Origin of the sequence: Saliphagus sp. GCM10025334 (assembly GCF_042663485.1) — an archaeon.
Lineage (GTDB): Archaea > Halobacteriota > Halobacteria > Halobacteriales > Natrialbaceae > Natronosalvus.
Genome location: NZ_JBHTAF010000001.1, coordinates 1316849 through 1330419, shown reverse-complemented (window position 1 = coordinate 1330419; position 13571 = coordinate 1316849). Strand labels below are relative to the sequence as shown.

The 13571-nt window shown below is 68.1% G+C and carries 14 protein-coding genes; 10 read left to right on the top strand and 4 right to left on the bottom strand.

All coding sequences use genetic code 11. The annotated features are described in order from the left end of the window. Positions 1–69 precede the first annotated feature (69 nt). The 4 genes from ACFQO4_RS06210 (at position 70) to ACFQO4_RS06195 (ending at position 5712) form a co-directional block, all read left to right on the top strand. Positions 70–1959 carry an ICP22 family protein gene (locus ACFQO4_RS06210; RefSeq protein WP_500260066.1) on the top strand — a complete coding sequence of 630 codons (1890 nt, stop codon included), beginning with the start codon at positions 70–72 and terminating at the stop codon, positions 1957–1959. Beyond that, a complete protein-coding gene (locus ACFQO4_RS06205; protein ID WP_500260065.1) occupies positions 1956–2639 on the top strand; it encodes a DUF7269 family protein in 684 nt (227 codons plus the stop codon). Before ACFQO4_RS06210 ends, ACFQO4_RS06205 begins: the two co-directional genes overlap by 4 nt. After that, positions 2636–3910, top strand: coding sequence for a DUF58 domain-containing protein (locus ACFQO4_RS06200; protein WP_500260064.1), 1275 nt, complete (start codon positions 2636–2638; stop codon positions 3908–3910). Before ACFQO4_RS06205 ends, ACFQO4_RS06200 begins: the two co-directional genes overlap by 4 nt. Positions 3911–4038: 128 nt before the next feature. Beyond that, positions 4039–5712, top strand: coding sequence for a DUF7519 family protein (locus tag ACFQO4_RS06195; protein ID WP_500260063.1), 1674 nt, complete (start codon positions 4039–4041; stop codon positions 5710–5712). Here the strand turns inward: ACFQO4_RS06195 and ACFQO4_RS06190 are convergent, their stop codons facing one another. Together ACFQO4_RS06190 and carA are read right to left on the bottom strand one after the other, a co-directional pair. Next, positions 5713–6363 carry a maltose acetyltransferase domain-containing protein gene (locus tag ACFQO4_RS06190; protein WP_500260062.1) on the bottom strand — a complete coding sequence of 217 codons (651 nt, stop codon included), beginning with the start codon at positions 6361–6363 and terminating at the stop codon, positions 5713–5715. Positions 6364–6456: 93 nt separating this feature from the next. After that, positions 6457–7536: a glutamine-hydrolyzing carbamoyl-phosphate synthase small subunit gene (gene carA, locus ACFQO4_RS06185; protein ID WP_500260061.1), complete on the bottom strand. Its 1080-nt coding sequence runs from the start codon at positions 7534–7536 to the stop codon at positions 6457–6459. A gap of 102 nt (positions 7537–7638) precedes the next feature. On the opposite strand from carA, the gene ACFQO4_RS06180 reads away from it, so the two are divergent. Further along, on the top strand, positions 7639–8052 hold the full coding sequence (locus ACFQO4_RS06180; RefSeq protein ID WP_254159320.1) for an Lrp/AsnC family transcriptional regulator: 414 nt from the start codon (positions 7639–7641) through the stop codon (positions 8050–8052). A gap of 16 nt (positions 8053–8068) precedes the next feature. Here the strand turns inward: ACFQO4_RS06180 and ACFQO4_RS06175 are convergent, their stop codons facing one another. Continuing rightward, positions 8069–8770: a PHP domain-containing protein gene (locus ACFQO4_RS06175; RefSeq protein ID WP_500260060.1), complete on the bottom strand. Its 702-nt coding sequence runs from the start codon at positions 8768–8770 to the stop codon at positions 8069–8071. A 53-nt stretch (positions 8771–8823) separates the two neighbouring features. On the opposite strand from ACFQO4_RS06175, the gene ACFQO4_RS06170 reads away from it, so the two are divergent. The 5 genes from ACFQO4_RS06170 (at position 8824) to purQ (ending at position 12126) form a co-directional block, all read left to right on the top strand. Beyond that, complete coding sequence (locus ACFQO4_RS06170; RefSeq protein WP_500260059.1) at positions 8824–9807, top strand: diacylglycerol/lipid kinase family protein; 984 nt, start codon at positions 8824–8826, stop codon at positions 9805–9807. Positions 9808–9899: 92 nt separating this feature from the next. Beyond that, on the top strand, positions 9900–10466 hold the full coding sequence (locus tag ACFQO4_RS06165; protein ID WP_500260058.1) for an NUDIX hydrolase: 567 nt from the start codon (positions 9900–9902) through the stop codon (positions 10464–10466). A 91-nt stretch (positions 10467–10557) separates the two neighbouring features. Further along, positions 10558–10854, top strand: a complete 297-nt coding sequence (locus ACFQO4_RS06160; protein WP_500260057.1) for a DUF7853 family protein — start codon at positions 10558–10560, stop codon at positions 10852–10854. 253 nt (positions 10855–11107) lie between these two features. Next, on the top strand, positions 11108–11359 hold the full coding sequence (gene purS, locus ACFQO4_RS06155) for a phosphoribosylformylglycinamidine synthase subunit PurS (RefSeq protein ID WP_253432447.1): 252 nt from the start codon (positions 11108–11110) through the stop codon (positions 11357–11359). Between the two features lie 77 nt (positions 11360–11436). Continuing rightward, on the top strand, positions 11437–12126 hold the full coding sequence (gene purQ, locus ACFQO4_RS06150; protein ID WP_500260056.1) for a phosphoribosylformylglycinamidine synthase I: 690 nt from the start codon (positions 11437–11439) through the stop codon (positions 12124–12126). A 102-nt stretch (positions 12127–12228) separates the two neighbouring features. Here purQ and ACFQO4_RS06145 read toward each other — a convergent pair whose 3' ends face one another. Beyond that, positions 12229–13350, bottom strand: coding sequence for an MBL fold metallo-hydrolase (locus ACFQO4_RS06145; protein WP_500260055.1), 1122 nt, complete (start codon positions 13348–13350; stop codon positions 12229–12231). Positions 13351–13571: the final 221 nt, after the last annotated feature.

Here is a 13571-nt window from a genome sequence, read left to right as displayed (position 1 = left end):
TTCGGTCGTCGCTTGCGCACTGTAAACTGCAATAAGACGTAAGTAGACCTGCTGGTATGTCACACGTGAATGACGATTGGATCGGACGGAGCGTCTCGCCTCCTCGCCGTTCTCGCCGTCGGTTGTGCCATCGGCGGGATCGTCCTGGCTGCGAGCGCGATGCCGATGCTCGCCGCGGACTCCCCGGTAGCGACCGCGCTCGGCGACGGTGAGACGAGCGCAGAGCACGACCGGGCGATCCAGGAGGCGATGCTCGAGGCGGCTGCGGCGGACGACGGCGATCTCGCCGGACGGGCTGACGAACTCGGAGCGTCGGGTGCGGACGGCGACGGACTTCGAACGGGGGATTCCGGTGCTGGTACAGGAACTGGCGCCAGTGGCGGTGCTGGTGCTGGCGCCCTCGACAACCAACTCGTACAGGCGGCGGCCCTCTCGGCGATGGAGGGCCAGCACGACCTCCTGACGAATCCCGTCGTGAGCGACGCGTTGTTCGGACTCGCGGGCATCTACGCCGCTATCGGTGGGTCGCCGGGCGACTTCGCCGCCGGTGCCACCGGTTCCGATCCCGGCGCGTACGACGACCCCGGGGGCCTCGAGTCGAACGCGTTCGACGATCCCCAGACTCTCGAGGAAGCCGCTCCCGAAGACGCGGTTGGGATGGCCGACGAGCCGACGACGTCCGGCGGATTGCTTGACGTGCCGACCTCGGCGGACGGACTCGAGGGCGGCTACGGCGACCTCGTTACCGACCAACGCGCCCGGTCGATTTCGCTCGAGGGCGATGGGGCCGGCGGTGAGACGACGGTAGACGGTTCTGAGGGAGGTATCGACGGCGAAAGTTACGATGGTGGAAGCCTCGATAGCGAGTCTCCGTGGGGCGACGACCAGGCGACCGACGGCTCGAGTACGGGCGACGAACCCGACTCGGGCGACGGGTTCGACGCGAACGCCGGCGACGAGGCGTGGGACGAGGGCGCTGTCCCCGACGACGCCGAAGGCGATGCTCCGACCGACGACCTGGACGCGAGTCGCGACGGCGGCGAGTCGGACCCCGAGACGTCGGGCGGAACCGAAGACTCAAGCGCGAGCGACGCCACCGGCGCTACCGACGCTTCGGATGGCGAGACAAACGGCGCCGAAGACGACGGAACGGACAGCGCCGAGGAAGACACGAACAGCGTGACCGACTCGCTCGAGAATTCGCTGGGGCCGGCTGGCGAGCGACCGATCTTGACGCTCCTGGCCGTCGCACTGGCGGTCGTCGTCGGCTACGTCTTCCTGCGGAAGGACGACCCGATCGCGACACTTCGAGCGCTCCCTAGTCACCTGCTGGCGCTCGCGATGGGCGTCGTCGTCGCCTGCTCGCGGGCGCTCGAGCGAGCCTACGAGGCGCTGTGCGGCCTTCGATCGATCGCCGAGTTGCCGGGACTCCTCCTCGGAGCAGTCGCCGGGATCCTCGCCGGGGTGGGGACGAAAGCTCGCTCCGTGCGAGCGTCGCTCCCGTTCGTCGGCGGCGAGGCAACCGGGACCGACGCCGGGACCGCCACGCCAGACGACCGACCGACCGCTCGCGTACGCATCCGCGAGGCGTTCGCGGACGTGGCCTCGGTCTCGACCGTGTCCCGACTGCGGGTCGCGACCCCCACGGACGTCGCCGAAGGGGCGAAGGCCCGGGGCGTGCCCGCCGAACCGGTCGAGACGATTACGGACGCCTTCCGCGACGTCGAGTACGGCGGCCGGGACCCGGCGCGGCGACTCGAACGAACGACGGCCGCTCAAGCGACGATTCGGTCGTCGCTGGCGGCGGACGACGAATCGGCGGACGACGAATCGGCGGACGACGGAACGAGCGACGAACCGACGGACGACGCAAGGAGCGACGCGAACGGTGACGAGAACCGGGACCCGAGCCGGGATGCAAACGGAAGTCCGAACGAGAACTCAACGGGTGAACCGTGAGCCGTCGCCCATCGACGCTCGGCCTGCTCGCCGGAACCGCCCTCGCGACCGGACTGCTCGCGCTCGGTGCGGGCCTGCTGTACCGCCCGGCGACCGTGCTCGAGGCGGTTCCCGAACTCGAGTCGGTGCTCTCGACCCTGAACCCCACCCACCTGGTGCTGGCGTTCGCGGTCGTCCTCCTGGTCGTCGCCCCGACGATCACGGCCGCTGGCCGGTTCCGAGTCGACGCGCCGCGGCCACTCGATGCGAGTTCGACCGAGCCATTCGCCGGCTCACGCTCGCTGACCGATACCTCGTCCCGACTCGCTGGCGCGGTCTACGACGATTGGATCGATCGCGCGACGGCGTACGACGACGAGCCTCGCCCGGTTCGCGACCAGGCCCGAACGGAACTCGTCGAGGCGCTTCGCGCGCTCGCCGCTGACACTTACGCGACTCACACCGGGCTGGACCGGGCGGACGCCGTGGCGGCGATCCGGGCGGGTACCTGGACCGACGATCGGCGGGCGGCCGCCTTCCTCGCCGACGAGGACGGCCCGTCGACGCCGCTGTCGCTCTGGCTGATCGACCTCTGCAGCACGGCCGATCCCTTCACGCGCGGGCTCGAACACGCAATCGAGGCGGTCGAGGCGATTCGAGACCACTCCATCGAGAGCGAACGACGGGGGGACCCGCGATGAGTCGCGTCCCCCGATGGCAGAGTGCCATCGTCGTCGCCCTCGCGATCTGCCTTCTCGCGGTGGTGCTGGGCGCGCCCGCGCTGTTCGTGGTCGCCGTCGTTCCGCTGGGGTACGTCCTGGTCGGCGTCGCGAGCGGCGCGCCGTCGACCGACCTCGCCGTCGAGCGAACCCTCGACGACGATCGACCCCGACCCGGCCAGCCGGTTTCCGTCACCCTCTCGGTGACCAACGAGGGCGACCGGGTGCTCCCCGACGTCCGGGTGGTTGACGCCGTCCCCGAGGACGTGCCGGTGGTCGCCGGCTCGAGCGCCCTCGCCACCGCGATTCGTCCCGGCGAAACCGTCAGCCACGAGTACGAGGTGCTGCCACCCCGGGGGCAGTACGCGTTCGGCACGCCCCGCGTTCGCGTCCGAAACCTCGCCGCGAGCGCGCTCGAGACGTTCGAACCCGACGCTGAGGGCGACGGCTCGCTGACCTGCGAGACACTCTTGGACTCGTTCGCCGTTCGTGACCGGACGATCCGCTTCGTCGGGCGGACGCCGACCGACGAGGGTGGGAACGGGATCGAGTTCTACGCGGCCCGGGAGTACCGCCACGGCGATCCGATCAACCGGATCGACTGGCACCGCCTCGCCCGGACGGGCGACCTCGCGACGATCGAACACCGCGAGGAGCGCGCCGTCACGATGGTCTTCCTCGTCGACGACCGCGCCGGCGTCCACCGCGAGTCACGCTCCGGCGGCCCCGACTCGCACGACCTGACGCTGTACGCCGCCTCGCGCGGCGTACTCGCCTCGCTCGAGGACGGCAACCGAACCGGGTTCGCGACGCTCGAGGACGACGTGTGGATCGACCCCGGCGGTGGCGACGACGTTCGTCGGCGTGTGGACGACGCGGTCGGCGACGTGTCCGGTAACGGCACCGCGAGCCGCCTCGCCGCCGACGGCGGGACGCTCGCGACCGACCTCGAGACGCGTCTCCCCCGGAACGCGCAGGTCGTCCTCTGTAGCCCGCTCACGGACGACGCGGCGGTCGACCTGGTCGAACAGCTTCGCCTCCGCGGGCGGACGGTGACCGTCGTGAGCCCGGACATGACGACCAGCGTGTCTGGCGGCGACCGATCGCCGGGAACGGAAATCGCCGGCATCGAACGCCGGAATCGCATCGACGACCTCCGCGGGCTCGGCTCCGTCGTCGTCGACTGGGACCCGGTCGATCCGCTGTCGGTCGAACTGGCCCGGGCGATCCGTGCGATGGGGGGTGCCCGATGACGGGGCTCGAGACGGACGCGAGTGCGGATGGAGCCGTCCGAAGCGATGCAGCTGCTGGAGGCGACCCTCGCATACGGACCGACGGCGGAACCGAATCAAGTACATCGACTCGAGTCGATAGTACGCGCTTGAGTCCGACTACGAGGCCGAGTCCGAGCGGCGATCACGGGACACGCGACCACTCGCGCCTCGAGTCGGCCCGAACCGCCGCGAGCGCGGCCGGGAAACGTGGAACGAGTGCCGTACTCGGGGCCGTTCGAGGCGCCCTGGCGCAACCGACGACGAGCGACGTCGCGACCCTCGTGCTCACGCTCGCCATCTGTCTCGCCGTCGGCGGGTCCCTGATCGGCACCCGTCTCGCGGCCGTCGCGACGGTCGGCGGCATCGGCGCGGCGCTGGTCGCCACCCTGCTCGGGAGTGACCGCCCGGTGCGTCGCGCCGTCGGTGGGGCGCTCGCCGTCCCCGCGGCCGTCCTGGTCGCCGTCCCCGTAACCATCGCCTGGGCATTCGCCGTCGGCGTCGCCGGCTTCGGCCCGTTCGCGGCGGTGACCGTCTGGTCGCTCGTCGTCGCCGCCCTCGCCGGGACGCTGGCGTCGTGGGACCGACTGGGTGACGGCGGGGTCCGTGCGGCCGCCAGGGCCACGACGCTCGCCGCGCTCGGAGTCGTGGTCGTGGTCGTCGTTCGCGTGCTCCCCGAGGCCGGCGTCAGGGAGCGTGCGGGGCCGGCGGTCGCCGAAGTGACGGGGGCCGCCAGTGACGTCCTCCTCGAGCCAGGCCAGACCCTGGCGACCGTCTCGTTCTTCGGGCTCGTCCTGGTGACGGCCGGGGCCGTCTTCGTGACGGTCGGCTACGTCCCGATCGAACGCCTCGTCCCGCCCGATCGGCGCGAGACCGTCTCGCGGATCGCCGGCGCCGTTCGCCGCGGCAACTCGATCGCGATCCGTGTGGCGCTGGTCGGTCTTTCCGGGGTCGTGGTGCTTCCGGCGCTGCTCGAGCAGTTCTCGGACGTTCCGCTCTCGCCCCGGGAACTCGCGGCGACCGTGCCGGCACCGGCCGGCGAGGCGCTGGCCACGGTCGTCGTCGCGCGGGAGCTTCGAACTCTTTTCCTCGTCCTCCTCGCCGTTGCCGCATTTGTGGTTGCCCTCGAGTGGACTCGACGGGCGCTACGGCGGGGGCTGGCCGCGGTCGTCGCTCGATTGGCAGCCCCGATGGTCGGCGGGGTCGTGCTGACGCTCGCGCTCGCGTCGGTGCTCGCCACGCCCGCCGTCGAGGCGTCGCTCGAGGCCCTGGTTCGCCAGATCGAACCGCAGGTGGTCGCGGACCTGTTGCTCGAGTTCCCGCCGATCGCGCTCGTCGTCGCCGTCCTGCTCGTCGCACTGGGGATGCTCTCGTCGCTGTTCGGGACGGTCTCGTTGCTTCGAGCGATTCGCCTCCTGTCGCCGCGGGCGGTCGGTTCGGCGCTGGCGGCGATGGCGATTCTCGGCCTCGCTAGCTCGCTCGCGGTCATCGGCCGGACGGAGGCGGCGATCTGGACGGCCGCCGGCGCGTTCGTCGTCTGGGACGTCGGCGAGTACGCGGACGGGCTCCGCGCCGAACTTGGGCGGGACGCGGCGACGATGCGGGCCGAACTCGTCCACGCACTCGTCGCGGTCGCGACCGGTGGCGCGGTCGCACTCGGGAGCGTCGGCCTCTACCGCTGGGCGGCGAGCGACGTCCTCGTCGTCGATCGACGGCTCGCGGCGGCGGCGCTGGGGGCGGCGCTGCTGGCGGTCGTGCTGGTTGCCTGGATCCTTCGCAAGTGACTACTCCTCTTCTGCTCCCTCCGCAGACGGTACCTCCCTGATCACCCGCGCGGGATTCCCGCCGACCACGACGCCCGCCGGCACGTCGTCGACCACGACCGCGCCGGCCGCGACGACGGCGGCGTCGCCGACCGTCACGCCGGGAGTGAGCACCGCCCGGCCGCCGATCCAGACGTCGTTGCCGACCGCAACTGGCTTTCCGTACTCGAGCCCTTCGCGTCGCGCGGTGGCCTCGAGCGGGTGCGTCGCCGTGTAGACGTGGACGCCGGGTCCGAGCAGGCAGTTTCGGCCGAACTCCACGGGACAGACGTCCAGGACGACGCAGTCGTAGTTCGCAAAGAAGTCCTCGCCGATGTGGACGTTGTACCCGTAATCGCAGCGAAAGGGTGGCTCGATCTGGCACTCGCCGCCGATCGATCCGAGGAGTTCCTCGAGTATCTGTCGTCGGTGGTCGCTGTCACCGTTGCTGTCGGCCGTCCCGTCGCCGTCAGTCGTCCCGTCGCTGTCGCCGTCACCGTCGTTGCCACCGCTCTCGGCCATCCGGTTGTAGCGACGCGTGAGTCCTCGAGCCCGCTCGCGGTCGGCCACGAGTTCGGGATCGGCGGGGTCGTACAGCTCCCCGGCTACCATCTTCTGTTTTTCAGTTCCCATACGGGTGTGTGGACGTCGATTCGAACGCGGGTAGAACACGGTCGTCGTGATCGGTTCGGCGGGGACGAACCGACCTACGGCTGACGAGGTCGCTCAGTCGTCAGCCGGGATCGCACGAGGGGAACGTCGAGGGGTGGCCATCGCGAGGACGTCGTCGAAGAAGTCGAGGGTGTCCTCGGGACCGGGGTTCGCTTCGGGGTGGTACTGGCGAGTGAGCACGTCGTACTCGATGCCGTCGAGACCTTCGGGCGTGTCGTCGTTGACGTTGAGCTGGGTGACCTCGAGGTGGTCGCCGGGTTCGGCGACGGTGTAGCCGTGGTTCTGGGTCGTCATCACGACCCGGCCGGACTCGAGGTCGAGCACGGGCTGGTTGACGCCGCGGTGGCCGAAGGTCATCTTCTCGGTGGCCCCGCCCAGGGCCTCGGCGACGATCTGCTGGCCGAGGCAGATGCCGGCTACGGGGGTGTCCTCGACGAATTCCTGGACGAGGTCGATCGCGGCCTCGAAGTTAACCGGGTCGCCGGGGCCGTTCGAGACGAACAGGACGTCCGGGTCGACGGCCTCGACGTCTGCGGTGCTCGCGTCGTGGGGGAGGACGTGAACCGTGGCGTCGCGGGCGAGCAGCGAGTCGACGATCGATCCCTTCGCGCCGCAGTCGACGAGCGCGACGGTCGGGCCGTCGTTGTCGGCGCCGCGGACCACGGGTTCGTCGACGCTGACCTGTGCGCCGATTTCGGTGTGATCGCTCATCGCCTCACACCGCTCGAGTTCCGCGCGGGCGTCGTCTGGGGTGACGTCTTCGCCGACGGCGATGCCACACTTCATGGCGCCGCCCTCGCGGACGTCGGTCACGACGTCGCGGGTGTCGAGGTGGTCGACGGCCGGAACGCCCTCGGACGCGAGCCAGTCGGCGACGTCGTCGGTGAGCTCGCGGGCCAGGACGGCTCGCGGGTGGATTCGATCGGACTCGAAGCGCTCTTCGCGGACGCCGTAGTTGCCGATCAGCGGGTACGAGAAGGTGAGGATCTGTTCCTCGTAGGAGGGGTCGGTGAGACTCTCCTCGTAGCCGGTGTATGCTGTTGTGAAAACCAGTTCCCCGCGTGCGGTACCCGGAGCACGAGCACGTCCCTCGAGTACGTGACCGCTCTCCAGCGCAACGTAGGCCGGGTTCATTACGAGATACGTATTGTACGGCCCACCATAAGTGTTGCCTTCGAAGTATTGTTACGAAATTCGTAATCGACAAGTAGGTGCCGTCCGAACAGTCAAATCTCAATGGACGACCTCGACCGACACATCCTGAACATTCTCCGGCGAGACGCCCGCACGCCGTACACGGAGATCGCCGAAGAGGTTGGAACGAGCGAGGGGACGGTCAGAAACCGCGTCGAACGCATGAACGCCGACGGCGTGATCGAACGATTCACCGTCACCACGCGCACGGGGAACGTCAAGGCGATGATCGAAATCAGCGTCGCCGTCGACGTCGACACCGCGAGCATCGCCGAGCGTATGGCCGAGTGGGCGGAAGTCGACTTCGTCTGGCAGGTCTCGGGCGAACAGGACGTCGTACTCGTCGTCGACGCCGCCGACACGCGCAGCGTCAACGAACTCATCACGCAGGCGCGCGAGCAGGAGGAGGTCGTGAGCACCAAGACGCGGTTGATTCTCGAGGAGAAACTGGGCTGATCCTCGAGAAATCAGACTAACTCTGCGGTGGTTCACCGACACCGGGTGTCGGCTTCGAGAGCAGGTCGTTCGGGTGCTTTCGGCTGTGGATCGCCCGGTACCAGCGTCGGATAAATCGGTCGACGGGCCGTCGATCGACGACCGCCTCGACACGGTCGTCCCGGATCGCCTCGACGACCGACTCGGGGGTCAGTTCGTCGGCGTCGATTCGCGTGTACGCTCGCCCGACCTCGACCGGGTAGTGGGCGTCGCTCCCGGCGACGAGCGGGACGTCGTGTTCGGCCGCGAGTCGCTCGACCAGCGGCTGCGTCCGGGGGTGTTTGCCGTTGATCTCGATGGCGTCGAACGGGAGGTCCTGGACGTCGGTCACCGTGCTGTTTCGAAACGGGTGGGCGACGATGGCCGCACAGCCCCGGTCGTGGGCCATGTCGACCACCTCCGCGGGGGTGTACTCGAGCGGGACCGTCTCACGAGGCGGGTTCGGTCCGACGACGAGGACGTGCCCGCGGGTTGTCGTGACCTCGATGCCGGGAACGACCGTGGCGGCCTCGCGCTCGAAGGGGGTGTAGTAGTCGTGATTGGTCGTCGCGACGCCGTCGAGTCCGCGCCAACGGGCAGTACGAGCGAGGAGCGAGACGCCGATTGGATCGTACCGATCCCCGAGTCCCCGATGGCCGTGGAAGAACCGGGTATGTGCGTGTAAATCGACGGCGAACATATCCTGGACAACGATGGGGGAGGGTTTTTGTTTTGGGGAAAGGTTGTGTTGGCATGCACGTCCCGAGGGTCCCTCCTGGATCGCTCCGAGCAGACGGTTCCGGGGCCGCCGAACCGACCGACAGAGTCGTGATCTGCAACCCGGTGAGCGGGAGCGAGGACCACCTCGAGCAGGTTCACGGCCTCGCGGCAGACGGCGGGTGGGAATTGCGCGTAACCGAAGCCGAAGGTGACGCCCGCGAGTACGCTCGCGAAGCGGCGGAAAGTGGGACGGAACTCGTCGCGGCGGCCGGTGGCGACGGGACGGTGAACGAGGTCGTCGACGGATTCGTCGAGTCAGGGGTCGAGAGCTGGCCGACGCTGCTGATCGTCCCCGCCGGAACGGGCAACAACGCCGCGTCGAACCTCGGCATCGAGAGCATCGGCGAGGCGTTCTCGCTGGCGGAGTCGGGCCGACGAAGGCGCCTCGACCTCGGGCGAGCCAACGACCGCGCGTTTCTAAACTCCTGTATCGGCGGGCTGACCGCCGAAGCCAGCCTCGAGACCGACTCCGAGAGCAAACGGCGATTCGGCGTGCTCGCGTACGTACTCAAGACGATCGAGACGGCGACGAACTACAACGGGGCGCCGTTGCGGGTCACCCTCGAGAACGCCGACGCAGAGACGTCCGCCGTCTGGGAGGGCGACGTCGCGCTCGCGTTCATCGGGAACTGCCGCCGGTTCGGCCGGCGCCAGGCGCAGGCCCACGCCGAGGACGGGTTGCTCGAGGTGACCCTCGTCGAGAACGCGTCGATGCCGTCGATGGTCGGCGCGACGGCGCTCGATCACCTCTTCGACCTGGATGCAGATGGGATCGTCCGCCACCGCGTGCCGCGGGTAACGATCGAGAGCCTCCACGACGAGCCAATCACCTACAGCCTCGACGGCGAGGTGCTCGCGGCCGAGGAACTCGATCTCGAGACCCTTCCGGGGGCGATTTCGGTCGTCGTGGGGGACGACTACGCGTCGAACCCGGACGCCGAGGGTGCGGGCTTGTAGGGTCGGCCTCGAGGGTCTCCTCTCCTCAAATCTCGAGAGATCTCCTCTCGAAAGCCGATACTGGTTTTACGGACGCCCCGTTCAGTTGTCGTATGAACGAGTCGACGGATTCCGAAGAACTGCCACACAAGAACGCCGCCCAGGACGTGATCGCGGTCGACGCCGACGACACCGAACTCGGCCTGGTCAACCGCCTCGAGGCTCACACCGGCGAGGGGACGCGCCACCGGGCCTTTACGTCGCTCGTGTTCGACCAGGACGACAACATCCTGCTCGCCCAGCGAGCCCCCGGAAAGCGCCTCTGGGGGACCTATTGGGACGGGACGGTCGCCTCCCACCCCGTCGAGGGTCAGAGCCAGGAGGATGCGACGCGCCAGCGACTCGAGGAGGAACTCGGCATCACACCGGATCAGTACGAGGACGTCCGGCTCACCGACCGCTTCGAGTACAAGCGGTACTTCGAGAACGCGGGCGTCGAGCACGAGGTCTGTGCCGTCCTCGAGGTGACGCTCCACGACACGACGCTCGATCCGGACGAGGAGGAGGTCGCGGGGCTCATGTGGGTGCCGTACGAGCGGCTCTCGGCCCATCCCGAGTGGTACCGACAACTTCGCCTCTGTCCCTGGTTCGAGATTGCGATGCGGCGGGACACCCGGTGAGTGACTCACAGGTATGTTAACAAGCGACAAGGCTTATTAGTGGACGGTCCTTACTGTCGGCCAGTGGTCGGTAGAGCCGACCCGTGACACGATGAGTACACCTCCACAGGAAGCCGATAGCCGCACTGTCGACCTCTCGCGCGAAGAGCGCTGGGTCGTTCACCACGCCCTCGTCCAGCGTGCCGACACGTACCTCGAGGACGAGCGAACCGTCCCGGCGTGGCTCGTCCAGATCGTCGAGAGCATCGAGGCCGACGACGACACGATCACGGTCAGACAGGGCCAGAAACTCATCTCGCTCCTCCGGGGTGACCGCGTTTCGATTCCGGACGCGGACCAGGAGGCCGTCGACGGCGCACTCGTCGAACTCGAGGCCGCGCTGGTCTGACGTCCGTTTTCGTCCTCACGAACGCCGCCTTGTCGATTCTGCGTCGCAACCCGTCGAGCCACGCCATCGAATGCGGGATGGCCGGCCGTCACGCCGACGCGGATCGAACTCCTGGCGCTCCCCTCGGGCGTCGAACGCCCGGATTGCTCTCGAGAACTTCCGGAATCTCGAGCAGCAGTCGATACTATCCACGAACGTGTATGACGAGGCAAACCCGAAAGCGTTTTTGAGCACGGATGCGGGGATTCAGACGATGACCGCCTACACCGCCACGGTGACCGTCCGACTCAAACGCGGCGTCCTCGACCCCGAGGCCGAGACCACCCGCCGTGCCCTCGAGCGACTGGGATTCTCGCTCGAGGCGCTTCGCTCGGCCGATCGCTTCGAGATCGACCTCGAGGCGGCGTCGGCCGACGAGGCGGCCGATCGAGCCGACGAGATGGCCGAACGACTGCTCGCGAACCCGACCATCCACGACTACGACGTGGCGGTCGACGAGCGATAGATGACGGTTGCACGTGCGTCGATGCCGGTGCCCATGCCGACGCCGACCGGGACTCGCCACACCAGGGGGTGCCGACGGTGACGGTCGCCGTCGTCCGCTTCGGCGGCTCGAACTGCGACCGCGACGCCGAAGCCGCCCTCGAGCACCTGGACATCGACGCCGAAATCGTCTGGCACGAGGACGGCCTCCCCGCGGACACGACGGGCATCGTTCTCCCCGGCGGCTTCTCCTATGGAGACTACCTTCGCGCGGGCGCGATGGCCGCCCGGTCCCCGATCCTCGAGGACGTACGCGAGGCCGCCGCCGAGGGCGTCCCCGTCCTCGGGATCTGTAACGGCGCCCAGGTCGGCTGCGAGTCCGGCCTGACCGAGGGGGCGTTCACGACGAACGAGAGCGCCCGTTTCCAGTGTGAGCACGTCTTCCTGCGAGTCGAACGAACCGACACGCCCTGGACGGCCGCCTTCGAGGAGGGCGACGTGATCGAGATCCCGATCGCACACGGCGAGGGCCGCTTCGAGATCGAGGAGGATCGCCTCACTCGCCTCGAGACCGAGGACCGCGTCCTCTTTCGGTACTGTGACGCCGAGGGCAACCTCACCGACGACGCCAATCCGAATGGCTCGAAACACAACGTTGCGGGCGTGCTAGGCGAGAGCGAGACGGTGGCAGTACTGATGCCCCACCCCGAACGGGCGACGCTCCCGGACGTCGGCGGGACGGACGGACAGGAGATTCTGCGCGGGTTCGAACGGGCCCTCGAGGGGTAATCGACGACGGGGGTCTGCCTCGAGCGGACTCTACTCGAGTGGCCCCTGATCGAGTGGACTGCACTCGAACCGACTCCGCTCGAGCGGACGAACGACGACGGCTCAGTTGGCGGCGCAGTTGTTGGGTCCGAGCTCGAGGGTTTCGACGTCGCCGCCGGGCTGTTCTTTGCCCCAGTTGATCTGCTTGATCTCGTTGTAGTTCGGGGGTTCGTCGGAGAGGCTCTCGACGATGGTTTCGACGAACGCCTCTTCGTTACCGTCTTCGACGTACCCCAGGAGTTCGTTCGTCGTCTCCGCCCGGAGGTCGCCGAGTTCGGTCGCGAGCGGGCGCACGTCCTCGTCGCTGAAGTGCCCGGGGAGGACGATGGTCTCGTCGGGGAGATCGAGGAGACCGTCGAGGCTGTCGAACAACTGGCCGGACGCCCCGCGGATGGCGTCCTCGGACCCGTCCTCGAGGTCGGGGCGGCCGACGCTCCGGAGGAACAGCGTGTCCCCGGAGAGGAGCGCGTCGCTGAAGCGCAACGAGACACTTCCGGGCGTGTGGCCGGGCGTGTGCATCGTTTCGAGTTCCCGATCGCCGACCGAAATCGCGTCGCCGTCTGCGAGGGCCGTGATCGTCTCGAGTTCGCCCGCGTCCGCTGCGTGGAGGTGGTACGGGACGTCGAGTTCGCCGGCCAGTCGGCGCGCTCCGGAGACGTGGTCGGCGTGGGCGTGCGTGTCGACGACGCCGACGATCTCGAGATCCCGGTCGTCGGCGAGGCCCAGGTACCGGTCGACGTACTGGGTCGGATCGACGACGACGGCTTCCTCGCCGTCGTGGACGAGGTAGGACACACAACCGGTGCCAAGTCGGACGATCTGTACGACGCCTTCGGCATCGGGGATTTCGTACTCCCGGTGGACGCGACCCCAGTCGTTCATTCCGTCGGGGATCGACTTCGCGTCGAACCCGTGGTCGCGGAGGAATTCGGCGGCGCGGGCGGACGTGACGCCCGCGACGCAGACGACGGCGATCTCCTCGTCCTCGGGGAGATCTTCGAGGTGATCTTCGAGCCCCGAGTAGTCGTACTCGAGCAGTTCGTCGTAGACCGGGACGTTCGTGCTGGCTGGAATCTGCCACTCCTCGTAGTCGTCCTCGTTGCGGACGTCGAGAACGAACAGACTCTCGTCGTCGTCGACGATGCGGCGGGCGACCTCGGATGCGTCGATATCAGTATTGCCCATATTATACAATACCAATCGTGGCGGCGATTATAAATGTGTTGCAGGCGGTCGCGGCGGTCTCTCGATGGGTTCTCGTCAGGGGTATCCGGTAAAAACGCTTCACGAGCCCTCACCACCGTTAATTTCCCATAGCTTAAAGTGGACTCAATTCCTGAGTCGAATCGAACACTAAAGACGGGGCCGTTCCTTGTAGATTGCAACTGAACGACAGCACCCGTTCT

Bases quoted from the DNA above. Each gene is read 5' to 3' on its own strand.
- ACFQO4_RS06175 (WP_500260060.1), bottom strand. From the start codon at position 8,770: ATGTTCGCCGTCGATTTACACGCACATACCCGGTTCTTCCACGGCCAT.
- purS (WP_253432447.1), top strand. From the start codon at position 11,108: ATGACCGCCTACACCGCCACGGTGACCGTCCGACTCAAACGCGGCGTC.
- ACFQO4_RS06200 (WP_500260064.1), top strand. From the start codon at position 2,636: ATGAGTCGCGTCCCCCGATGGCAGAGTGCCATCGTCGTCGCCCTCGCG.
- ACFQO4_RS06160 (WP_500260057.1), top strand. From the start codon at position 10,558: ATGAGTACACCTCCACAGGAAGCCGATAGCCGCACTGTCGACCTCTCG.
- ACFQO4_RS06210 (WP_500260066.1), top strand. From the start codon at position 70: ATGACGATTGGATCGGACGGAGCGTCTCGCCTCCTCGCCGTTCTCGCC.
- ACFQO4_RS06190 (WP_500260062.1), bottom strand. From the start codon at position 6,363: ATGGGAACTGAAAAACAGAAGATGGTAGCCGGGGAGCTGTACGACCCC.
- ACFQO4_RS06165 (WP_500260058.1), top strand. From the start codon at position 9,900: ATGAACGAGTCGACGGATTCCGAAGAACTGCCACACAAGAACGCCGCC.
- ACFQO4_RS06180 (WP_254159320.1), top strand. From the start codon at position 7,639: ATGGACGACCTCGACCGACACATCCTGAACATTCTCCGGCGAGACGCC.
- carA (WP_500260061.1), bottom strand. From the start codon at position 7,536: ATGAACCCGGCCTACGTTGCGCTGGAGAGCGGTCACGTACTCGAGGGA.
- ACFQO4_RS06170 (WP_500260059.1), top strand. From the start codon at position 8,824: ATGCACGTCCCGAGGGTCCCTCCTGGATCGCTCCGAGCAGACGGTTCC.
- ACFQO4_RS06145 (WP_500260055.1), bottom strand. From the start codon at position 13,350: ATGGGCAATACTGATATCGACGCATCCGAGGTCGCCCGCCGCATCGTC.